17 protein-coding genes and 2 pseudogenes are annotated in these 22,248 nt (G+C 38.9%); 13 read left to right on the forward strand and 6 right to left on the reverse strand.

Going from position 1 to position 22,248, the window contains the following annotated elements; translation table 11 throughout:
* The first annotated feature begins 89 nt into the window (after window positions 1–89).
* The 4 genes and pseudogenes from JCM9140_RS24430 (at window position 90) to murC (ending at window position 5,259) form a co-directional block, all read left to right on the forward strand.
* A complete protein-coding gene (locus JCM9140_RS24430) occupies window positions 90–524 on the forward strand; it encodes a hypothetical protein (protein WP_034744746.1) in 435 nt (144 codons plus the stop codon).
* Window positions 525–727: 203 nt separating this feature from the next.
* A pseudogene (locus tag JCM9140_RS24435) lies at window positions 728–2,518 on the forward strand (DNA translocase FtsK); the annotation flags it as partial.
* A 112-nt stretch (window positions 2,519–2,630) separates the two neighbouring features.
* On the forward strand, window positions 2,631–3,728 hold the full coding sequence (locus JCM9140_RS08015; RefSeq protein ID WP_034744749.1) for a nicotinate phosphoribosyltransferase: 1,098 nt from the start codon (window positions 2,631–2,633) through the stop codon (window positions 3,726–3,728).
* A gap of 229 nt (window positions 3,729–3,957) precedes the next feature.
* Window positions 3,958–5,259, forward strand: coding sequence for a UDP-N-acetylmuramate--L-alanine ligase (gene murC, locus JCM9140_RS08020; protein WP_034744752.1), 1,302 nt, complete (start codon window positions 3,958–3,960; stop codon window positions 5,257–5,259).
* A 49-nt stretch (window positions 5,260–5,308) separates the two neighbouring features.
* Here the strand turns inward: murC and JCM9140_RS08025 are convergent, their stop codons facing one another.
* A complete protein-coding gene (locus JCM9140_RS08025) occupies window positions 5,309–6,424 on the reverse strand; it encodes an aminopeptidase (protein WP_034744755.1) in 1,116 nt (371 codons plus the stop codon).
* Window positions 6,425–6,609: 185 nt separating this feature from the next.
* Between JCM9140_RS08025 and JCM9140_RS25165 the strand changes: the two genes are divergently transcribed.
* From JCM9140_RS25165 to JCM9140_RS08035, 3 genes are all read left to right on the forward strand, one after another.
* On the forward strand, window positions 6,610–6,804 hold the full coding sequence (locus tag JCM9140_RS25165) for a DUF948 domain-containing protein (RefSeq protein ID WP_369384407.1): 195 nt from the start codon (window positions 6,610–6,612) through the stop codon (window positions 6,802–6,804).
* Between the two features lie 80 nt (window positions 6,805–6,884).
* Complete coding sequence (locus tag JCM9140_RS25170) at window positions 6,885–7,052, forward strand: hypothetical protein (protein WP_369384408.1); 168 nt, start codon at window positions 6,885–6,887, stop codon at window positions 7,050–7,052.
* Window positions 7,049–7,504, forward strand: coding sequence for a YtxH domain-containing protein (locus JCM9140_RS08035; RefSeq protein ID WP_034744758.1), 456 nt, complete (start codon window positions 7,049–7,051; stop codon window positions 7,502–7,504). The genes JCM9140_RS25170 and JCM9140_RS08035 overlap by 4 nt, the downstream gene beginning before the upstream one ends.
* Window positions 7,505–7,596: 92 nt before the next feature.
* On the opposite strand, the gene JCM9140_RS08040 is transcribed toward JCM9140_RS08035, so the two are convergent.
* Window positions 7,597–9,747, reverse strand: coding sequence for a cell division protein FtsA (locus JCM9140_RS08040; protein ID WP_034744761.1), 2,151 nt, complete (start codon window positions 9,745–9,747; stop codon window positions 7,597–7,599).
* A gap of 236 nt (window positions 9,748–9,983) precedes the next feature.
* Here JCM9140_RS08040 and JCM9140_RS08045 point away from each other — a divergent pair, with 236 nt between their 5' ends.
* The 5 genes and pseudogenes from JCM9140_RS08045 (at window position 9,984) to JCM9140_RS08065 (ending at window position 14,826) form a co-directional block, all read left to right on the forward strand.
* On the forward strand, window positions 9,984–11,060 hold the full coding sequence (locus JCM9140_RS08045; RefSeq protein WP_034744764.1) for a bifunctional 3-deoxy-7-phosphoheptulonate synthase/chorismate mutase: 1,077 nt from the start codon (window positions 9,984–9,986) through the stop codon (window positions 11,058–11,060).
* Between the two features lie 220 nt (window positions 11,061–11,280).
* Window positions 11,281–12,282: a catabolite control protein A gene (ccpA, locus tag JCM9140_RS08050; RefSeq protein WP_034744767.1), complete on the forward strand. Its 1,002-nt coding sequence runs from the start codon at window positions 11,281–11,283 to the stop codon at window positions 12,280–12,282.
* 81 nt (window positions 12,283–12,363) lie between these two features.
* A pseudogene (gene motP / locus JCM9140_RS08055) lies at window positions 12,364–13,174 on the forward strand (flagellar motor protein MotP).
* Window positions 13,161–13,919, forward strand: a complete 759-nt coding sequence (gene motS / locus JCM9140_RS08060) for a flagellar motor protein MotS (protein ID WP_034744770.1) — start codon at window positions 13,161–13,163, stop codon at window positions 13,917–13,919. The pseudogene motP and the gene motS overlap by 14 nt, the downstream one beginning before the upstream one ends.
* Before the next feature lie 208 nt (window positions 13,920–14,127).
* On the forward strand, window positions 14,128–14,826 hold the full coding sequence (locus JCM9140_RS08065) for a 5'-methylthioadenosine/adenosylhomocysteine nucleosidase (protein WP_034744773.1): 699 nt from the start codon (window positions 14,128–14,130) through the stop codon (window positions 14,824–14,826).
* 56 nt (window positions 14,827–14,882) lie between these two features.
* On the opposite strand, the gene JCM9140_RS08070 is transcribed toward JCM9140_RS08065, so the two are convergent.
* Genes JCM9140_RS08070 through JCM9140_RS08080 form a run of 3 tightly spaced genes read right to left on the reverse strand, consistent with a single transcriptional unit; the run spans window position 14,883 to window position 17,337 of the window.
* Entirely contained in the window at window positions 14,883–16,046 is a 1,164-nt protein-coding gene (locus JCM9140_RS08070; RefSeq protein ID WP_034744776.1) for an acetoin utilization protein AcuC, read from the reverse strand.
* Complete coding sequence (locus tag JCM9140_RS08075) at window positions 16,043–16,687, reverse strand: acetoin utilization AcuB family protein (RefSeq protein ID WP_034744856.1); 645 nt, start codon at window positions 16,685–16,687, stop codon at window positions 16,043–16,045. Before JCM9140_RS08075 ends, JCM9140_RS08070 begins: the two co-directional genes overlap by 4 nt.
* A gap of 17 nt (window positions 16,688–16,704) precedes the next feature.
* On the reverse strand, window positions 16,705–17,337 hold the full coding sequence (locus JCM9140_RS08080; protein WP_034744779.1) for a GNAT family N-acetyltransferase: 633 nt from the start codon (window positions 17,335–17,337) through the stop codon (window positions 16,705–16,707).
* Between the two features lie 212 nt (window positions 17,338–17,549).
* Here JCM9140_RS08080 and acsA point away from each other — a divergent pair, with 212 nt between their 5' ends.
* Window positions 17,550–19,265, forward strand: a complete 1,716-nt coding sequence (gene acsA / locus JCM9140_RS08085) for an acetate--CoA ligase (protein WP_034744782.1) — start codon at window positions 17,550–17,552, stop codon at window positions 19,263–19,265.
* A gap of 98 nt (window positions 19,266–19,363) precedes the next feature.
* On the opposite strand, the gene JCM9140_RS08090 is transcribed toward acsA, so the two are convergent.
* Window positions 19,364–22,216, reverse strand: a complete 2,853-nt coding sequence (locus JCM9140_RS08090; RefSeq protein WP_034744784.1) for a transglycosylase domain-containing protein — start codon at window positions 22,214–22,216, stop codon at window positions 19,364–19,366.
* Window positions 22,217–22,248: the final 32 nt, after the last annotated feature.

Below are 22,248 nucleotides of genomic sequence, written 5' to 3' on the forward strand. Positions count from 1 at the left end.
ACATTTTGGTTTAAGTGGACAATGAATTGATTAGAAAGAGAGTGGTCATCGTGCGAACACTGCATCACTGGATGAGGAGACTCCAAGAAATGTTTATGGGATCTACTCCTCAAAAAGAATCCGAAACCCAAAAGGAAGTCAGAACACAAACTACATATGAATCTTTCCCTATTGAAAATAGAAAAAGTTCGTCAAAGGTCGTCTATCAATACCCGAAAAAAGGAAATTTTCGATTTCCAGCCATTGAAGACGAGCCCCCAAGAGCTAGAAAAAGATTTGATGCAAAGCAGGCTTCAGAGCAACTGCAAAAAGTACAAGAGAAAGACACAAGCTCTGTAGAAAAATACGACCTAAAATTCAACCCGAAATCTGAATTTAAACTTACAGCCATTCCTTCTCCTATATATGGATTTAAAGATAGGGAGAGTGCTCAAAGTAAATTAGGAGATCGTCTATCAGTAACACCGTTTGAAAGAACTAGACAAGAAGACATCGAGGCAGCTCCCGTTGCAAGGAGGATGTAGAAGAAGTTCTGAAGAATGAACCGTTTCTATCTTCACCACATTTAGTTGAACGTGTAGAAGAAATAACGCAAGTCGCACCTGTTGAAGAAAAAAGCTTTGAGGAAGAATTGCTTCAGGAAGAATTCATAGAGGAAGAGTTTCAGGCTTCTTCAAATGAACCTGAACGATCGCAAAAAGCATATGGTGTTCCAACCATATTAGAAGAAGCATTGGCTCGTGCCGCATTAGACCAAGAAAACTCTTCAGAAATGGAAGAGAAAGAGGAAGTTATTCAGGATGAGGCCAACAGGTTTGATCAAGCTGAGCAAATAGAGAAACAAGAACAGAAAGAGACGAATGTAAATCCTGCTCATTCAGTAGTGGAAGAACAAACACAAAGCGAAGATGTAGCTTATAAGGAGAATCAACCTGTCACGGATTCAAATCCAAAAGTCCCTGAATCTATGAATCAAGTGGACGAATCATCGGAAAAAAGAGAAAAGAAGCGTTCGATTCCGTTTAATGTCATGATGCTCCCACAAGATAAAGTGAAAAAAAAGCAACCTACAACTGATACAAAATCTGAGGAACCATTGTCTTCTTATGTTTTCCCAAGTATTCAATTGCTGACTTATCCAGAGGTGAAAGAACTGGATGAATCAGCTTGGCTTGAAGAACAAGGAAAAATTTTAGAAGAAACACTTCATAGTTTTCAAGTGGATGCAAAGGTCGTTCATGTAACAAAAGGACCTTCTGTAACGAGATTTGAAATTCAACCAGGCAGAGGTGTAAAAGTAACGAAAGTAACGGGTTTGACCGATGACATGAAATTGGCACTAGCTGCAAAAGATATACGTATTGAGGCACCAATACCTGGTAAAAACACAATTGGGATTGAAGTCCCTAATCAAACATCTAAACCTGTCTTTTTACGTGAGATTTTACGCAGGAAAAGTTTTATTCGCTCTGAATCTCCATTAACGGTTGCATTAGGATTGGACATTTCAGGACAGCCGATTGTAACGGATTTAAAGAAAATGCCTCATGGGCTCGTGGCAGGGGCAACGGGATCAGGAAAAAGTGTTTGCATTAACTCTGTTTTAATTAGTCTTCTGTTTAAAGCAACTCCTGATGAAGTAAAACTCCTATTAATTGATCCTAAAATGGTTGAGTTAGCACCATATAATGGGTTGCCACATTTAGTTACGCCTGTTATTACAGATGCGAAACAGGCAACAGCTTCGTTAAAATGGGTTGTATTAGAAATGGAAAGAAGATATGAGTTATTTAGCCAACAAGGTGTCAGGGATGTAAGTAGGTACAATCAGATTTATTCTGAATCTCCAGAGAAACCAGCAATGCCACTTATACTAGTCGTAATTGATGAGTTGGCGGATTTAATGATGGTTTCTCCTCAAGATGTGGAAGATTCGATTTGTCGAATCGCTCAGAAAGCAAGAGCATGTGGGATTCACTTGTTGTTGGCTACACAGCGCCCGTCTGTAGATGTTATTACAGGCCTTATTAAAGCAAATATCCCGACACGTATTGCCTTTTCTGTTTCGTCTCAAACGGATTCTAGGACCATATTGGACATGGGTGGAGCTGAGCGATTACTAGGAAAAGGAGATATGCTCTTTCATGAGAATGGGTCACCGAAACCTGTTCGCGTTCAAGGGACTTTTGTGTCAGACGAAGAAATTGAAGATGTTGTCGCTCATGTAAAGAAACAAAGAGAGCCTGAATACCTGCTGCAAACAGATCAATTAAAGCATGTCGCTCATGAAGCTGTAGATGATGAACATTTTGAAGAAGCTTGTTATTATGTCATTGAACAAGGATCTGCATCAGCATCTAGTTTACAAAGAAGGTTTCGAGTTGGGTATAACCGTGCTGCCAGGCTGATCGATATGATGGAGGAACGTGGCATTGTCTCTGAAGCAATGGGAAGTAAGCCACGTCATGTTTTAGTTGATGAAATTGAGCTGGAAGAAGTTCTCTATCATAAAGAATAGGGATGTTTACTTGGTGTAATTTTCCTTGTCTTAATACAAAAGGTTCTATATGATAGTAAAATAAAACGTTGCCTATTCTACTTTTGAAAGGTTCTAGCAAGGGGTATTAGGGATGAAAGAAATTACACGGAAGTTAAATGGAGAAATAAAACGTTTAACAAACGAGACCTTTAAATTTGATGAACGTGTTCAAGAGGGTTGGTTCTCCGCCGTTTATTTTTTAAAGACGCGAGAAATTGTTGAAAAGTATCGGCCAAATAATATGGTGACGATGCAGTTTTTTCAAAAAGAACACGCCGTCTTATGCGGAACAGATGAAGTAATTGCCTTAATCAAGACATTTGCCAAAGATGCAGATCAGCTTCAACTGAGGTCTTTAGAAGACGGTGATAAAATAAAACCTTATGAAACGGTATTTACCATAACGGGAAAATATGAGGATTTCGGTTATTTAGAAGGAATCATCGACGGAATCTTTGCAAGACGTACGTCAGTTGCTACGAATGTATATAATGTTGCAAAAGCTGCTAGGCAGTCGGGTATACAAAAACCGATCATCTTTATGGGGGATCGTGATGACCACTTTACGCAACAAGCTGGAGATGGGTATGCAGCCTTTATTGGTGGATCAAAAGCACAAGCAACGCATGCCATGAACGAATGGTGGGGAAAAAAAGGGATGGGTACGATGCCTCATGCTTTGATCCAATTATTCCAAGGTGACCTTGTTGCAGCAACTCGTGCCTACAAAGAAACGTATCCGGAAGATGAGCTTATGGCTCTAGTCGATTATAATAATGATGTTATTACAGATTCGTTAAAAGTAGCGCGTGAATTCGGTTCAGAATTAAAAGGAGTTCGTGTTGATACATCTCGTACGATGGTTGATCAGTTTTTTTGCCGCAATCAAGAGGCAATGGGAACGGTCGACCCGTGCGGCGCAAACCCTACACTGCTTTTTGCTCTTCGGGAAGCATTAGATAAAGAAGGGTTTACCCATGTGAAGATTATTGCAACCGGTGGATTTACAGATAAACGTATAAAAGAATATGAAGAAGCAGGGGTCCCCGTAGACATTTATGGTGTTGGGGGAAGTTTGCTAAAATTAAAAATTGGTTTTACTGGGGACAATGTATTACTAAACGGGGAGCATGAGGCAAAAGCAGGGAGACGATTCCGAGATAACCCAAGACTACAAGATGTCGAATAAGTAGAAGAAATAAGAAACATTCTTCTTTTTTCTACTTACTCTATGTATATGGGTCTTTTCTATGTGTTTGAACATATACTATTGGGGTGAATAATGAAGTACGGCTCAAATTGGTGATCGCGTCGTTTTCTGATATAATGGTGCAATGTAACTGTTGATCTAACAAGGAGCAGTTACTTAATGACACCATTGGACGTAAGAAAACCATGTGAATTTTGGAGGTCCAACTATGACAAATTTCCATTTTATTGGTATAAAAGGCTCAGGTATGAGCGCTCTAGCTCAAGTATTACACGACATGAATAAACACGTTCAAGGATCAGATGTGGAAAAACAATTTTTCACTCAACGGCCTTTAGAACAAAAAGGGATTAACTTACTGCCGTTTGAACGAAACAACATTAAAAGTGACCAACAAGTCATTGTTTCCGCTGCATATGGAGATGATCATGAAGAAGTTCAAAGGGCTCATGAGTTAGGAATTGATGTAAAACAATACCCGACGTTTTTAGGGGAGTTTATTCAAAATTTTACGAGTATCGCTGTTACGGGAGCTCATGGAAAAACATCAACAACGGGTTTATTAGCTCACGTTTTAGGCTCAGCATTTCCGACTTCTTATTTAATAGGGGATGGAACAGGTAAAGGTGAAGAGGATTCAACTTATTTTGCGTTTGAGGCTTGTGAATACCGTCGTCACTTCTTGAACTATAAACCGGATTATTGCATTATGACGAACATTGACTTTGATCATCCGGATTATTTCAAAGATGTAGAAGATGTTTTTTCTGCATTTCAGGAGATGGCGATGCAAGTGAAAAAAGCCATTGTTGCCTGCGGAGACGACCAACATCTTCAAGGCATTCATGCGAATGTGCCAGTTGTTTATTATGGTTTTGAAGAACATAATGACTTTCAAGCAAGGTCAGTTGAGACCACACCAGAAGGCACAAAGTTTGATGCATATGTCCGCAACAGCCTTTACGGTTCATTTACGGTTCCAGGTTACGGAAAACACAATGTGTTAAATGCGTTAGCTGTTATTGCGCTATGTCATTATGAGAATGTTCCGGCTGATGTAGTAGCAACTCATTTAAAGACGTTCAAAGGCGTAAAGCGTCGTTTTACGGAGAAGGTCGTTGATAAACAAGTATTAATTGATGATTATGCACATCATCCAACTGAAATTGCAGCAACGATTGAAGCGACAAAGCAGAAATACCCATCGCATAACGTGGTAGCGATCTTTCAACCACATACATTTACACGAACAAAAACGTTTATTCGTGAATTTGCTGATGCATTAAAACAAGCAGATTTTGTTTACTTATGTGATATTTTTGGTTCTGCTAGAGAACAAAAAGGTGCATTAACAATTGAGGATCTGAAAGTCTTAATTCCTAATTCTCAATTAATTACGGAAGAGTCCATTGAAGTATTAAAAAATCATGAACAAAGTGTATTACTCTTTATGGGTGCAGGGGATATTCAAAAGTTCCAGCAAGCATATGAGAAAACATTAAATTCATAAAAATAGTAAAAAGGGTGATTCACAAACCATTTGTGAATCACCCTTTTGGTTATTTTAAGTTCTCTGGATTTAAAGCTTCTAATTCTGGTAAAACAAAACGACCATCTTTACGAATTAACACATCATCAAAGTAAATTTCGCCCCCGCCATATTCAGGTCGTTGAATCATGACGATATCCCAATGAATGCTTGAATGGTTGCCATTAGACGCCTCTTCATAGCATTGGCCTGGAGTAAAGTGGAAGCTGCCATCGATCTTCTCATCAAATAAAATATCTTTCATCGGATGTTGAATATAAGGATTGACTCCAATGGCAAATTCACCGATGAACCTTGCTCCTTCATCAGAATCTAAGATCTTGTTAATTCTCTCAGAGTCATTCGCTGTTGCCTTAACAATTTTTCCATTTTCGAATGTAAATGAAATGTTCTCAAAAGTGAAGCCTTGGTAAGGAGAAGGCGTGTTATAAGAAATAGTCCCGTTAATCGAGTCACGTACAGGAGCGGTGTATACTTCACCATCTGGAATATTCCGCTTTCCTGCACATTTGATAGATGGAATGTTTTTTACAGAAAACGTAAGATCTGTTCCTGTTCCTTTTAACTGTACTTTATCTGTTTGATCTAATAAGGAAACTAATGAATCCATTGCCTTGTCCATTTTGCTATAGTCTAAGTTACAAACATTAAAGTAAAAGTCTTCAAAAGCTTCTGTACTCGTGTTGGCTAGTTGAGCCATGGATGAGCTAGGGTAACGTAGAACAACCCATTTTGTTTTTGGGACTCGGATTTCTCTATGAACTTTTGTGCCTACAGTTTTCCCGTGTAACGCCATTTTCTCACTAGGCACGTCTGATAGTTCCGAAATGTTATCACCTGCACGTAAGCCGATATAGGCATCCATTTCACTCATCACTTGTGCTTCAAATGATGCCATCATCTCAAGCTGTTCTTGCTCGGCTCCCATTAATAAAGAACGGTCTACTTGATGGTCTTTTAATAAAACGAAAGGTAAACCACCCGCATTGTAAGCTTCTTGAACAAGTGCTGTAACAAGTTCGCGCTGAAGACCAAAGTTCTCGATGAGTACTTTTTCACCTTTTTTCAATTCTACTGAATATGTAATAAGATTCTTTGCTAATGTTTGTATCCGTGGGTCTCGCATGTTTCATACCTCCTTAAGCATTCCTATTCATTGTATACGAATATGAAAAAACATAACAGTAATTGTGAAAAGTTGCAGGAAATCTTTCATTCTTCACGAAATTAGTATTAAGAAAATGTTTAACATGCGTGTAAAGTGGGTATCCGAAAGATAGACGGTATACTCAAGGAGGTGAAAGACGCTTTATGGAAAGTCTGTTGTACATAAGTGCGTTAGTTGCTGCAATAGCTTTTGCGGTATTAGTTATATATCTTGTTCGAACATTAAAATCAGCGAATCGAACGCTTGACCATGTTGCAAATACAATGGCTGGTTTGGAAAAGCAAGTAACAGGCATAACAAAAGAGACGGAGGAACTGCTTCATCGTACCAACGTTTAGCGGATGACCTTCAAGAGAAATCGGAATCATTAAATACAGTTTTTTCTTCGGTTAAAGAGCTAGGAGATTCGGTTGGACAGGTGAATAAATCAATAAGGCATGTGTCCGATACTGTCTCGACGCAAGTTGTCAAACAGTCAGATCAAATTGCAAAAGCCGTTCAATGGGGCAATGTTGCAATTGATTTATATTCTAAGTTTAAACAAAAAAAAGAAGCAAGTGAAACTGAAGGAGGAGAAAGACGATGAGTGATAAGAATAGCATGAACACAAAGGACTTTTTAATTGGATCATTAATTGGGGGAATTGTAGGTGCTTCTACAGCATTGTTTTTAGCACCAAAATCAGGGAAAGAGCTTCGTAGTGACTTAAATGAGCAAGCGCAATTAGCTCGTGATAAAACGACGCAATTTACAACTACAGCTTACGATAAAGGAAATGAGTGGGCTACGTATGCAAAGGAAAAATCTTCAAATATAGCAAAAGTTGTTTCCGATCAGTCTGCTCAAGTTGTTGGAAAAGTAAAGGAAGCAACAGCAAATTTAAAATCTGAAGCGGAAGACGCTGCTAATTCAGCCAGTGACATTGTTGAAGATTTAGCTGGAGATGTTAAAGATTCTGGTGAGGAAATTGCTGAAACAGTTGAAAAAGAAGTAAGTGACATACAGGCAAAGATTTCGGAGGAAACAACAACGAAATAAACAAAAAAGGTTGTCATTATACATAGATCCGATATTCAGTAGATGAAGACGTAGATTCTACTGGATATCGGATTTGTATGTGACAACCCTTTTTATGTTTTGCTCACTTCAATAACAGATATATCGACTTGATCCTTATCAGATAAAGGGCTGCTAAAAGATGCCTCATCTCCGTTTATTTTAATTGACAATCGTTTCCCTACTAAAGAGGCAATATTAATCTCAATAAAGGAAAACAGATCTTGTAAAATAAAAGAACGGTTATTCTTCGTTTTGAACGTGAAGCTGTCATTTGGATGGAAAGCTTCGTCTAAGCTCACAGGTTGCTCGTTCCTGAAAACGTCCACGGTGTTCTTTGTCAACACAAGTGGTTCGCCGTTATAGGTGACGCGGATGGACCATTGTGTGTCATAGCCTTTTGAAAGTAAGAGATCCTGAATGGTAGAACTTGAATGCTTTAGTTCCATTTCAATGTTGTCATGATTTGCTAGAACATAATCCAAAGACTGCTTTTTCCCATTTACAAAGATATCAGGCAGATGATTCGTATACGTCCAATTTTCTTCATTGACGGTTACTGTTATAGGTCTTATATAAGATAAATACCCTTTATATTGAAGCAAATCGCGTAATGTATTCGCATTTTTGGTTGTAATAACATTACGTTCAGCAACGATTGTATCAGCGGAAACTTCTTGATTGTTTATATAATACGTAATAGGCAATTCAACGAGTTCATTGTTCAGTAAAATTTGCTTACTTGGAATATCACCAAGTAAATCTTTTATAGTAATAGTAGATGATTCTCCGTCCTGACCACGTTGTACATGGAGGCAATCGTTTGCTTCAAGAGGAGCATCTAATGATGTTGGTTGATCATTTTTTAATAAAATAGGTGGACCACCATGTTGTCCAGGAATTGAAATAAGCTTACCAAATACAGTGACCATAAGAGCTAGTCCAGGCTTTCCGTACAATTTAGCAATATCAATTCCTGCAGCTAGTAACCCATCACCAACGGTTAATTTTTTTACGTCAAAAAGCCTTAGTGTGCGATTGTTTACTATAATACTGATATACTCAATGGGATTTTCTTTTGCAGCAATGGCAATTCCAATAGGCGTCACAAGCTCAGGACCATAGACTTCTTCCGCATTTTTATCTAAAAGTTTGATGGCATCGGCGCCTCTGATTGCAACCCGGTTTGAAGCTAGTCCAAGGTATTCTTGAATAAATTGAGGCAAATTTGGTGTTAAACTCCCTCCTCCGACTAACATGACAGCTTGTGGTGCTTGACCATTAAGGTGAAGAATTTCATCCGTTATGGACTTGGCTAACTGTCGAATCGATGCTTCAATTGTTGCTTCGACTTCAGTTTTCTCATATAAAATCTCATTGCCAAGTATATCAATCATTGATACGCTATCTTGATGAAGTAGGTCTCTTTTTACCTTTTCTGCATCGGGAAAATCTAATAAATACGAATCACTAATGGCTTCCGTAATTTCATCACCGGCAACAGGGACCATGCCGTACGCAATAATAGTATTCTCAGCTGTTAAGGCGATATCAGAAGTTCCTGCTCCGATATCAACTAAAGCTACATTTAACCGTCGCATGGATGGAGGTATTAATACATTGATGGCGGCAATCGGTTCAAGTGTTAATGCTTCTAACTCTAAATCTGCTCGAGCAAGAGCAGCTAATAAGGATTCAACGACTACTTTTGGCAGGAAAGTCGCTATTACTTCAACAGAAGCTTCTTTACCACTTTGATCTAGTAAGCTTCCGATTATTTCGCCATCAAGTCTATAAGCAAGCACCGAATATCCGACACAATAATATTCATAAGCTGATTGATTTGCTTCTTCATTGGCTAATAAAAACTGGGCATTTTGTACTGCGCTTAGTTCTAAATGGAGCAAGTCATCTCGAGTTAGCATTGGTTTTGTCTCAATGTCGACTGTCATTTGAGAACGCTTTGTTTTTAATGAACGTCCTGCTGCGGCAACACATACTTTTTTTAAAGGACCGTGTTTTGCTTCAAGAGAATTTTTTATTTGTTGGATTACTTTGGCTACGGCAGGGACATCATGAATTTGTCCATCAAGCATCGCTCTTTCATCGTGTTCTTTTACAATTTTATCGATTAATTGGTACGTACCGTCGTTTGGCTGTAACAAAAGACCAACGACCGTACGTGTTCCAATATCAAGGGCAAAAAGTGGAAGATCAGCGGACATGAATTATCACCTTCATTGGCAAGGAAGCAGTATACTCCCTTCCCGGAATTTAACTATATTTATTCTACTAAACATTCCTGCTGTACGTAAACGAAATAATAACTTTATTAAATTAACGTATAAAAGCGTAGAAGCATAAAAGCTTAAAAGCGTTAAAGAAAATTCGTGACATTCTCAGAATTTTCATTTATAATAATTCTTAAATACAAAGGAAGCAAAAAAGGGAGTGGAGAGTAGTGAGTAATGATAAATTAGATGTGTTGAGATCAGAACTAGATGAGGTGAACCTGAAGCTTCTTGAGACCATTAATGAGCGAGCTCGTCTTGTTCAAGAAATTGGAAAAGTAAAAAGTACACAAGGTGTAAATAGATTTGATCCAGTCAGAGAACGAAGCATGCTTGATCACATTGCTGCCAATAACAAGGGGCCTTTTGAAACATCAACTCTGCAACATTTATTCAAGCAAATCTTCAAAGCTAGTCTTGAATTACAAGAGGAAGATAACAGCAAGGCATTACTCGTTTCAAGGAAGAAGCATCCTGATAATACAGTCGTTGATTTAAAAGGTGTCATGATGGGAGATGGCCAGCAACGTCTTGTTATGGGGCCTTGTGCGGTTGAAAGCTATGAGCAAGTACTAACGGTAGCGAAAGCTCTAAAAGAACGTGGAATCAAACTGCTTCGTGGTGGTGCGTTTAAGCCTCGTACATCACCTTACGACTTCCAAGGTTTAGGGCTAGAAGGGTTACAAATTCTTAAAAAAGTAGCGGATGAGCTTGATATGGTAGTCATTAGTGAAATTGTTAGTCCGGCTGATATTGAGACTGCGTTAGATTATGTAGATGTCATTCAAATTGGCGCACGTAATATGCAAAACTTCGAATTATTAAAAACAGCAGGAGCCGTTGATAAGCCCGTCTTATTAAAACGAGGACTATCTGCTACAATTCAAGAATTTATCCATGCAGCTGAATACATTGTTGCAAAAGGGAACAACAATTTAATGTTATGTGAACGTGGAATTAGAACGTATGAAACAGCAACTCGAAATACATTAGATATTTCGGCTGTTCCAATCCTTAAACAAGAAACGCACTTGCCTGTATTAGTGGATGTTACTCACTCTACTGGAAGACGCGATTTACTGTTACCAACTGCTAAAGCGGCATTTGCTATTGGTGCAGACGCGGTGATGGCTGAAGTTCATCCAGACCCAGCTGTTGCATTATCAGATTCGGCACAACAAATGGATATTCCACAATTCAATAAATTTGTTGACGACTTGTTGGCTTCAGGGCTATACAAAGGATAACGAAAAAGGAGTTACCACTATTTGTTGGTAACTCCTTTTTTATGAAAGAATTATGGAAAAACCAGATTTTTATTGCTCGAAAATGAAAATACTATGAAAAATTTTCGAAGGATGTCGATATAAGTAGTGTAGAACATTGCGGACCTCTTCAGAGTATCGTATGATATCTATACAATCATGAAAACGAAAAGGTTATTTTCAAAAATTGAGGAGGATCCTAGTGAATACAACCATATATGATGTAGCAAGAGAAGCTGGAGTTTCAATGGCGACTGTTTCACGTGTCGTTAACGGAAATCCAAATGTAAAGCCCGCAACACGAAAAAAAGTTCTTGAAGCAATTGAAAGGCTTGGTTATCGACCGAATGCGGTTGCTAGAGGATTAGCTAGCAAAAAAACAACGACGGTAGGGGTTATCATCCCTGATATTTCAAGTATCTTTTTTGCAGAATTAGCACGAGGGATTGAGGATATTGCTACGATGTACAAGTACAATATCATTCTTTGTAACTCTGACCAAAATCAGGATAAAGAAATTCACCTAATTAACACATTACTTGAAAAACAAGTAGATGGAATTGTTTTTATGGGAGGACATATTACAGAAGAACACGTTTTGCAATTTAAACGTTCTCCTGTACCGGTTGTTTTAGCAGCAACGTTAGACGCTAATAACGAAATTCCTTCTGTAAATATCGATTATAGACAAGCTGTTTATGATGCCATAACAGAGTTAATTCAACGAGGACATGAACGAATTGGAATGCTTTCAGGAACATTAGATGATCCGGTTAATGGATATCAAAAGTTTATAGGTTATCGAGAAGCCATTGAAGGTGCGGGCCTATCATTTGATGAACAATTGGTCGTCATTGGTGATTACACGTATGATTCAGGCATTGACGCAATGAAGTCTTTCCTTGAATTAGAGAACAGACCATCTGTTATTTTTGCATCTACTGATGAGATGGCATTAGGTGTGATTCATGGGGCACAAGACCATGGTTTATCCATTCCAGACGATATAGAGGTACTTGGCTTTGATAATACGCGATTAGCAACGATGGTTCGGCCAACTCTATCAACTGTCGTACAGCCGATGTATGATATTGGTGCGGTATCCATGCGATTGTTAACAAAATTAATGAATAAAGAGGAAGTAACCGATCAAGTTGTCGTGCTCCCACATCGAATAGAATTTAGACAATCAACGAAATCATAAGGGATTTTAATTGAATATGCACTATACGATGGCAACACCGTATAGTGCTATTAAAAGTTGAAGTTCCCATGGGAGAGGATTATGAAAAAATTTGACATTATGACACCAGTAGGAATTGTTCTAGGTATAGTTGTACTTCTACTGGCTGTTTTCTCAAACTCTGGACCTTCTGGACTTGTATTCTTTATTCAGATTGCCTCTGTACTCATTGTAATAGGTGGTCTTATAGCTGCAATTATTATTACTTTTTCCATGCAAGAAGTGAAGCTTGTTCCAAAAGTAGTTGGTCAAGCGTTTCGAACTGAAACTCATGATCTAAATCAATTGATTGATACGTTTGTCGAGCTTTCAACAAAGGCGAGGCGTGAAGGACTTCTAGCTTAGAGGCTGGTTTAGATGATGTTGAAGATCCTTTTATTAAGAAAGGTGTTTTGCTGGCTGTTGATGGTATTGAACCTGACGTCATTAAGGATATTATGATGGCCGAAGTGATTGCGATGGAAGAACGTCATCGAAAAGGCAGAGCGATTATTGAAAAAGCTGGAGAATATGCTCCTGCTTGGGGAATGATTGGGACCCTTGTTGGTTTGGTTCTTATGTTGCAAAATTTAAATGATCCAGCTACGTTAGGTCCTAATATGGCTGTTGCACTACTAACAACTTTATACGGGACAGTATTAGCCAACTTAGTCTTTTTGCCAATGGCTACAAAGCTTTCAAATAAAACCGATGAGGAAGTATTTGTTAAACAAATTATCATTGAAGCGTGATTGGGGTTCAATCTGGCCAAAATCCTAAAGTCCTTCAAGAAAAACTAAGTGCATTCTCGGTTGCGAATAGAAAAGCAACAAATGATGAAGACGTACAAGGTGACCAAAATGTTGCATCGTAATCGGAAGCGGCAAGAAGATAAAGGTGCTCCCAAATGGATGGTTACGTTCTCGGATCTTATGACTCTCATTCTCGTTTTTTTTATTTTGCTATTTTCGATGTCAGTTGTAGATGCTCAAAAGTTTCGAGCCATTGCTGATTCGTTTCAACAGCGTCAAATTTTTGAATATATGCCATCTGCGATTGATTTCGAAAATCCTAGTGAAGAACGAGGAGAAGAGAGAAAAGATCCATTTGAGGAAGGCGATTTTGGTGATGAAACAGATTCTACTGCTGAATTAGATGAATTGCTTCATGAGGTGAATGAATTTCTAGAAGAAAACGAATTAACAGAAGTCATTTCAGCAACAAGAGATGACCGTGGTGTAGTACTGGTTTTACAAGAGCGAACCCTTTTTGAGACAGCTGAAGCCGAATTACTCGATGAAGCTGAACTGTTTTTATCGAAGGTTGGTACATTGTTAGAATCAATACCTAATATTGTTAAAGTAGAGGGGCACACGGATAGCCGTCCTATTTCAACGTATCGATTTCCTTCGAATTGGGAACTATCGGGAGCTCGTGCTAGTAGTGTAATTCGTTTTTTAATAGATACGTATAATCTTGAACCAAGTCGGTTTATTGCAACAGGTTATGGCGATACACGCCCTGTTGTACCTAATACGACTGTTGAAAATTTACAAATGAATCGTCGGGTTGTCATCGTTATTTCTGATCCCACATATGATGACGGTGATACGTATTAAAGTGACTAACGTGAGTAACAGGAACACAGTACCGAATAAATTTTGCATTTGCTCTGTTTTTTCGGTATATTTGTGGCAAGTTATGCTCGATTAGTCCTTTTTTATGGCTAAAATCAAGATTCAAAAATAATATAAACGCGAAAACAGTCATTGCAATGCTACGTTTTTATAATAAAATTTAGCTGTTGTTGGAATTAGGAGGCTTACGATGAAGATTGGCATTATTGGTGCTATGAACGAAGAAATAGATCGAATGAAATCAGAAATGGAAGTGACAAAAGAGCATTGTTATGCAACGGTTACTTTTTATGAAGGAAGAATGAATCAGCAAGCCATTGTCCTATGTAAATCGGGAGTAGGAAAGGTGAATGCTGCTCTTACAACACAACTGTTAGTTGATCATTTCTCGATTACTCATTTACTTTTTACAGGGGTTGCTGGAGCCGTTGATGAATCGTTAGACGTAGGAGATCTCGTCATTTCAACTAGTGCTATGCAGCATGATCTCGATGTGACTGCTCTTGGATTTAAAAAAGGTCATATCCCTTTCTTTGAAGGAACATCTGACTTTCAAGCAGACGAAGAGCTTGTTGAAGTAGCTGTCGATGCTGCAAAGAAACTAACAAATAGGCAAATCGTAAAAGGACGAATTGTTAGTGGGGATCAGTTTGTTGCTAATTATGATTATGTACAAAAGTTAAGGGAGGAATTCCAGGCTGCTTGCGTTGAGATGGAAGGAGCGGCTGTCGCGCAAGTTGCGGCTATGAATAAGGTACCGTTCGTTATTATTCGATCAATGTCAGATAAAGCCAATGGGGATGCGTCCGTTAATTTTGAGGAATTTACACATCTGGCAAGTGAACAATCCCATATCCTTGTTTCAAACATCTTATCATTACTCAAGTGACATAGAAAAAGGGCTACTAAATGTGAGAAACCGCTCTCATATTTGTAGCCTTTTGTTTATTTTCTCTTTTCATTCCGTATATGAAAAAGAGCTTTCTCCAACGTTTTTGCGTTTTTTTCAGTGATTTCTGGTTTACGAGGGATAGTTGGTACAATGTTGCTATCGAACCAGTTGTTTGGGAGTTTCTCTTCCGCTTTATTAGACCATTTATTCAACCATGCTTCAGGTATTGCATCTGAGAGTAGGTTGGTTTGGTTGGTCATCGTTAACCAAATATAAGCCCATGCTCTAGGAACAACACGCCAAATGTCATAACCACCTCCACCTACAGCAATCCAACGTCCATCACAAAATTCATGAGCTAATTCATGAGCAAGCTTAGGGATTCGTTTATACGTTTCAATCGTAGAACAGAGATGAGTGAGCGGGTCGAAGTGATGGGCATCTGCTCCATTTTGCGTAAGAATAACGTCGGGTTTAAAGAACTCAATCACTTCACGAAAGGACGTTTCATATACCTCTAAAAAGGATTCATCTTCTGTAAAAGCATCAACCGGAACATTGATAGAGAATCCATAGCCTTTTCCTGTTCCTTTTTCGTGCACCTGGCCTGTCCCTGGAAACAGATATCGACCTGTTTCATGAATGCTGAGTGTACAGACATCAGGATCATCGTAAAAGGCCCATTGCACTCCATCTCCATGGTGGGCATCTGTATCAACGTATAAAACTCGTGCACCGTATTTCTTTTTCATGTACTCAATAGCAATTGAACTATCGTTGTAAATGCAAAAACCAGACGCCTTTCCTTTGAAACCGTGATGTAACCCACCACCTAAGTGAAGCGCATGTTGTGCTCTACCTGTCATTACTTCATCCACAGCTTGTAGGGTACCACCAACTAACAAAGAGGCTGCTTCGTGCATGTTAGCAAAAATCGGTGTATCCTCCGTCCCTAAACCGTAATTTGCTGCGATGGCCGGATCTAATAATCCATGTCCAGCAGTCTTAACAGCATCTATAAAGGCTTCATCATGAATAAGAGCAATTTCTTCGTCCGTAGCGATACGTGGAGCAATAATCGATTTAGTATCTAACATATTTAAACTCGTTAATAGATCGTAAGTGAGTTGAAGACGCATGTGATTAAAAGGATGTTTATCATTAAAACGGTATGCTAATTGTTCATCAGAGAAAATAAATACCGCATCTTTTTTCATCCTATTATCCCCGGCTCACTTGGCCAAATTACGTCATATCCTTTGTCTTCAATCACTTTAACGACTTTTCTTGGATCAATCGTCTGTATACGAAAAACGAGAATCTTAAAGGTTGGATCGGAATGAGGATAAACTAAAACACTTGTAATACTAATCTTCAATTCTTTAAATATTGCAGCAATATCAGATAGCTTTCCAGTTATGTTTTCAACCTTTACCTCAATATGTGAGCTCGGTTGATGTGCTCCCATTAATTCAACTAGTGTGTGCAACATGTCTGTTTCGGTAATGATGCCAACCAACTCATCATCTTCTAATATGGGTAAACAACCAATATGATGTTCATAGAAAAGGGTAGAAACTTCTTCTACAAAATCTAATGGGTGAGCTGTGATGACATTTGTTTTCATAATAGAAGAAATAGGTTTATGAAAATCTTCAAGGTGATCAGTAAAGTGAAAAATAGAAGGACTAGCATCTCTAATATCACTATCAGATACAATGCCGACCAATTCTTTCTTGTCATTCACGATAGGAATGTGACGAATTTGATGAAGTTCTAACAGCTGCATGGCATCTTTAATCGTTGATGATTCATTCACTGTTATAACATTACGTTTCATAATATTTTCAATTATCATCATGTATCACCGCCTTATTAGTACATAAATCGATTTTGGAATCGAAGCTGATCAAATTGTTGAATTGAATCTGTATCGACTCGTTTCCCAATACGAGCCATAAGGCAATTAGCTGGGTGGGAGCAAATCTCAGGATCATCGGTAGCGTACCATTCTAGGCCACCTGCATTCATCATTTTTTCCATGACTTTGCGATACTCCCAAACATCTAGACCACTGCCTTTTAAGTCCCAATGCCAATAGTATTCAGTTGTAATAATTATATAATCTTCCATAGCATCATCTAACACAGATAACCGTAATAAATTTTTCCCGACTTGGGCGCCGCGGTACTCAGGTGCAATTTCTATAGCGCCAAGTTCAATTAAATTTTCCATCTTTCCTTCTGACCACCGCTCCATTGGATCTGGGTAAACAAACGTTACATAGCCGACAATCATATTTCCATCTCTTACAACATTGATTCGGCCTTCTGGTAAATCAGCAATCTCTAACAGTGCTTTTTTTTGTTGTTCAGGTGTTCTGAATGCGACGAGACCAGAATGAAATTCATGGGACTTTAGTGCATCGGAAGTTATTGGTCCTTCTAATAGAAGGGAGTGCTCTTTGAAAGGCACTTCGAGTGAATAATATGTCTTATGATGAATCATGATTTATGTAACCACCTTTATAGAGCCGATTTCCCCTTTATTATACATGATGAATACGGTTACGTGTCTAAATGTCATTGAATTTTCAGAAAAACAAGTGACGAATTTTTTTCTAAAAAATGTCTAATTTTAAAATTTTAAATTGATATAATATTCTGCATGTATTATACTAAGTAGTATATCGAAACTACATAAAGAGAGGAAGATGTACAATGAATATGCAAGCGCTTCCATCTGTTAAAGGAAACCATAACTTAGAGAGCTATGAACAGACTGCACAGTCTTTTGACTGGAAAACAACAGAATCCCAATTTACTTGGAGTAAAACTGGTAACGTTAACCTCGCTTATGAAGCCATTGATCGTCATGTAGAGGAAGGCAAAGCGGATAAAGTAGCCCTTTATTATAGCGATGCAAATCGAAACGAACAATATACGTTTAGTGACATGAAGAAGTTTTCAAACAAAGCTGGAAATGTCCTTCGTGATGCAGGAGTCGTAAAAGGAGATCGAGTATTTATTTTTATGCCTCGTTCACCTGAGCTATACTTCTCCGTTCTTGGAGCGATCAAATTAGGAGCTATTGTTGGCCCATTGTTTGAGGCTTTTATGGAGGGCGCCGTAAAGGATCGTCTAGAAGACAGTGAGGCAAAAGTACTTGTTACAACTCCAGCATTGTTAGAGCGTGTTCCAGTGGACGATTTACCAAATCTTGAAACGGTTTTTATTGTTGATGAAACGTTTGAAGAAAAAGATGGCTACTTAAATCTTTTAACAAGACTGAATGGAGCTAGTGAAGACCTAGATGTTGAATGGGTTGATCGTGAGGATGGCTTAATTCTTCATTATACATCTGGTTCTACTGGTAAGCCTAAAGGTGTTTTGCATGTTCATAATGCCATGTTGCAGCATTATCAAACAGCTAAATGGGTATTGGATCTTAAGGACGATGATGTTTACTGGTGTACAGCAGACCCAGGTTGGGTAACAGGTACTTCGTACGGGATTTTTGGTCCTTGGTTAGTAGGAGTAACGAATGTGATCCGTGGAGGTCGTTTTAGTCCACAAGATTGGTATGAAACATTAGAGAAACATAAAGTTTCGGTATGGTATAGCGCTCCTACCGCATTTAGAATGCTCATGAGTGCTGGGGATGAACTTGTTAAGAAATATGACTTATCAAACTTACGTCATATGTTAAGTGTAGGAGAACCACTAAATCCAGAAGTCGTTCGTTGGGGTAAGAAAGTGTTCGATCTTCGTATTCATGATACGTGGTGGATGACAGAGACGGGAGCGCAAGTGATTTGTAATTATCCAGCAATGGAAGTTCGCCCTGGTTCAATGGGGAAACCAATTCCAGGAGTGAAAGCTGCGATTATTGATGATAAAGGAAATGAGCTTCCTCCTAATCGTATGGGTAACTTAGCGATCAAAAAGGGCTGGCCATCGATGATGCGTGCCATTTGGAAAAACGAAGAAAAATACAACAGCTATTTTGAAATCGAGGGCTGGTATGTTTCGGGTGATTCAGCCTATATGGATGAAGACGGTTATTTCTGGTTCCAAGGAAGAATTGACGATGTTATTATGACTTCTGGGGAGCGCGTTGGTCCATTTGAGGTTGAAAGCAAATTGGTAGAGCATCCTGCTGTTGCAGAAGCTGGTGTAATCGGCAAACCAGACCCAGTTCGAGGAGAAATCATCAAAGCATTTGTTGCTTTACGTGATGGCTATGAAGTAACAGATGAACTTAAAGAAGATATCCGTAACTTTGTGAAAAAGGGTCTAGCAGCACATGCAGCTCCACGTGAAATTGAGTTCAGAGCGAAATTACCTAAAACACGTAGTGGGAAGATTATGAGACGTGTATTAAAAGCTTGGGAGTTAGACTTGCCAACGGGTGACTTATCAACAATGGAAGATTAATAACAAAATGAGCGATTGGTTATTTTTAACCGATCGCTCACATTTTTGTTAAAAAAAGAAACGCTAGGGGAACCTAGCGTTCTTCGTATTTAAACCATTTAATCATCGTTGTTCTCATTCCTATTATTCCCGTTTCCATTCCCGTTCCCATTTCCATTTCCATTTCCGTTTCGCTCTTCTTCTTTAGGTTCATCAGTCTCTGGCTCTGGTTCAGGTTCAGGTTCCGGCTCCGGCTCCGGCTCTGGCTCTGGTTCTTGACGATAGTTATTTCCTTTAACTAAGGAAGAAGCTGACGATTCACGACCAGCTGAGTCCACTGCCGTTACATAATAAGAATAGTTATTTCCGTTATTCACATTGAAGGAAGTCGTTTCATTTCCTCTAACATGGTTATATAAGCGGTAATCTGTACTTTCATTTTCAGCTCGGTATATACGATAGCCAACAATATCATTATCAGAATGCTTAGACCATGAGAGAGTATTGCTACTTAGGTTCAAACCATTTACCTCAGATGGAGTGTTTCCGTTGTTAGGTGCTTTTTTGTCTGGAACTAAATTTCTCATATTATCAGGCAAATAATTGCTAATGTTGCTAATACCAAGAATGTCATCCGATACCATTAAGCCTTCTTGGGTAAATTCAGAAGGTGTATTTTCAAGGGCTAGGAAGTTTTCTCCATTAATCGTAACAAATCGTGCATTCTCTAAACTATCGTCCGTTTGGTTCGGGATGAATCTTGCGTCAAATAAATCTGTTGTGACTAGACCAGCTGCTTGGCAGGCTGGAGACGGTAATAATCCCGTTAAGCTACAAATCGAACGAGAGACAATGCCATCAGGCCTTGAAAAGCGACTGCTAGGAGCCATCAACTCTGGATCTTTGCTATGAGCAGCATTTGCAATGTTTGCCCAAATTTGTTGTGTTCTTGGACCATAACGCATTCCATTGACAGTTGTTGAAATTTCGGCTCCTCTGTCATAACCAATCCAAACACCTAATGTCACATTTGGGTTGGTGGCAACGAACCAAGAATCACGCGTATTACTCGTTGTACCCGTTTTCCCTGCCCAGTCAGCAGAAAAACGAAGTCGACTTGGTACAGAACTTGCTGTTCCGCCAGCTTTTAAAACATCTCGAAGCATATCTAAAGTTAAATAAGAAGCCTGAGGGCTATATACTTCAACTTCTGTAGGTTCATGCTCATAAATGATTTCACCATCTGGTGTTTCAATCCGCTCAATTAAATAGGATTGAATGAACTTCCCGCCATTGGCAAAGGTTGCATAGGCATTCGTGTTTTGTTCAACAGTCACATTGTGGTCTGTCGAACCTAGTGGAGCAGAAGGGTAAGGCTCACCACTATTTAGATTGAAACCTAATTTTAGCAACGTTTCTCGCGATTTTTCGTGTGGAACCATTAGGAAGGATCGCACAGCAGGAATGTTTCTTGATCTAGCAAGAGATTCTCTTACAGATAACAAACCTTGATGAGAATTATCAAAGTTCGATAATCGTTCCCCGCCAGGATATGTTGTAGGCGTGTCTGGAACAACAATTCCAGGTTGAACGGCTCCAACATCCATTGCCGGTGCATAGGCTAGTAAGGGCTTCATCGTAGAACCATTTTGTCTATAGGCGCTTGTAGCACGGTTGAATTCACGGCCTACTGTTTCTTCCCTACCGGCGACAAATCCTTTTATGGCACCTGTATGATTTTCAATTAATACAGCTGCGACTTCTTCTTGTTGACCATTTTTTTCAGGTCCAAATAGCTGGTCTGTTTGAACAGCTTCTTGCATGGCTTTGTAAATTTCTTCATCAATGGTTGTATGAATGTGATAACCCTCTGAGCGCAATTCGCTTCTAGCTACACGTTCATAGTGATTCTCTAATTCCAGTCGTTCTTCAGCATCAAGCTCATCTAAATCAACGTCACTGTTTTGGAGTTTCTGTTCTGCAAGAACCTTTGCCGCTCGTGTTAAAACCTCATTTGTTAAATAAGGATATTCCTCAATAGGAGCAGGGGTTCTTTCAGTAAAATCTGCAGCAATGTCATATACAAGAGCCTCTTCATATTCTTGCTCACTGATGTAACCAGCTTCGAACATTCTTGAAAGGACCGTTCTCATCCGATTCATGCTCGGGTCCAGATTTTCCTTAACTTCTCCACCCGGTAAAAATGGTGTATAACCAAAAGGGCTTTGTGGCAATCCGGCAATATAGGCTGCCTGAGGGATTGATAGTTCACTAGCTTCAACCCCAAAAATTCCAGTTGCAGCTGCTTGAGCTCCGGCAATTTGCCGCCCAGATGAATTTCGGCCGAACGGAACTATATTTAGATATGCCTCTAAAATTTCATCTTTTTCTAGGAAGTGTTCCAATCTCATCGCAAGCAGAATTTCAGTTGCTTTTCGATCAAAAGAAACCTCACTTGTTAGGATTTGGTTTTTTATTAATTGTTGGGTAAGTGTACTTCCGCCTGTTTGCAAAGAAGAGTTCGCAAATTCTTGAAACGTTGCACGCATAATGGCTTTTGGTACAATACCTTCGTGTTCGTAAAAGTATTCATCTTCTGTCGCAATGAGTGCATTTTTTAAGTGAGGGGAGATATCGTCTAAAGATACTTGATAGCGCTCAATATCTGAAGGCAATTCACCTAAATAAACATCATTAGCGAAATAAGCGACACTTGTTTCTTCATAATCATAGATTTGTGCACGCATTTCATCAGGTCCGCGCAATGGCTCATCCTTGACAAGTGCAGCAAAATAGCCTGCTGCCGTCCCGCCAATAAAGAAGAGTGACATACATCCTAATATTAAAAAAACGAGAAATAAGTTCCAAAAAACTTGGTATGTAATGCCAATGTTTCTAAACACTTTTCGTTCATGTAATGTACGTGGTATCTGTTTTATTTTTTCTATAAACGATCGTTCGTTAGTAGTCATAGCAAACCTCCCATTTTCAGTAAATATTATAT

The sequence above is a fragment of the Halalkalibacter wakoensis JCM 9140 genome, from assembly GCF_000513095.1.
Lineage (GTDB): Bacteria > Bacillota > Bacilli > Bacillales > Bacillaceae_D > Halalkalibacter > Halalkalibacter wakoensis.

Coding starts and splice junctions, on each gene's coding strand:
- JCM9140_RS08025 (WP_034744755.1), bottom strand. CDS start 6,424: ATGCGAGACCCACGGATACAAACATTAGCAAAGAATCTTATTACATAT.
- JCM9140_RS08070 (WP_034744776.1), bottom strand. CDS start 16,046: ATGAAAAAAGATGCGGTATTTATTTTCTCTGATGAACAATTAGCATAC.
- JCM9140_RS08040 (WP_034744761.1), bottom strand. CDS start 9,747: ATGTCCGCTGATCTTCCACTTTTTGCCCTTGATATTGGAACACGTACG.
- JCM9140_RS08015 (WP_034744749.1), top strand. CDS start 2,631: ATGAAAGAAATTACACGGAAGTTAAATGGAGAAATAAAACGTTTAACA.
- JCM9140_RS08035 (WP_034744758.1), top strand. CDS start 7,049: ATGAGTGATAAGAATAGCATGAACACAAAGGACTTTTTAATTGGATCA.
- JCM9140_RS25165 (WP_369384407.1), top strand. CDS start 6,610: ATGGAAAGTCTGTTGTACATAAGTGCGTTAGTTGCTGCAATAGCTTTT.
- JCM9140_RS08065 (WP_034744773.1), top strand. CDS start 14,128: ATGAAGATTGGCATTATTGGTGCTATGAACGAAGAAATAGATCGAATG.
- JCM9140_RS24430 (WP_034744746.1), top strand. CDS start 90: ATGTTTATGGGATCTACTCCTCAAAAAGAATCCGAAACCCAAAAGGAA.
- JCM9140_RS08075 (WP_034744856.1), bottom strand. CDS start 16,687: ATGATAATTGAAAATATTATGAAACGTAATGTTATAACAGTGAATGAA.
- JCM9140_RS08090 (WP_034744784.1), bottom strand. CDS start 22,216: ATGACTACTAACGAACGATCGTTTATAGAAAAAATAAAACAGATACCA.
- JCM9140_RS08080 (WP_034744779.1), bottom strand. CDS start 17,337: ATGATTCATCATAAGACATATTATTCACTCGAAGTGCCTTTCAAAGAG.
- motS (WP_034744770.1), top strand. CDS start 13,161: ATGTTGCATCGTAATCGGAAGCGGCAAGAAGATAAAGGTGCTCCCAAA.
- acsA (WP_034744782.1), top strand. CDS start 17,550: ATGAATATGCAAGCGCTTCCATCTGTTAAAGGAAACCATAACTTAGAG.
- murC (WP_034744752.1), top strand. CDS start 3,958: ATGACAAATTTCCATTTTATTGGTATAAAAGGCTCAGGTATGAGCGCT.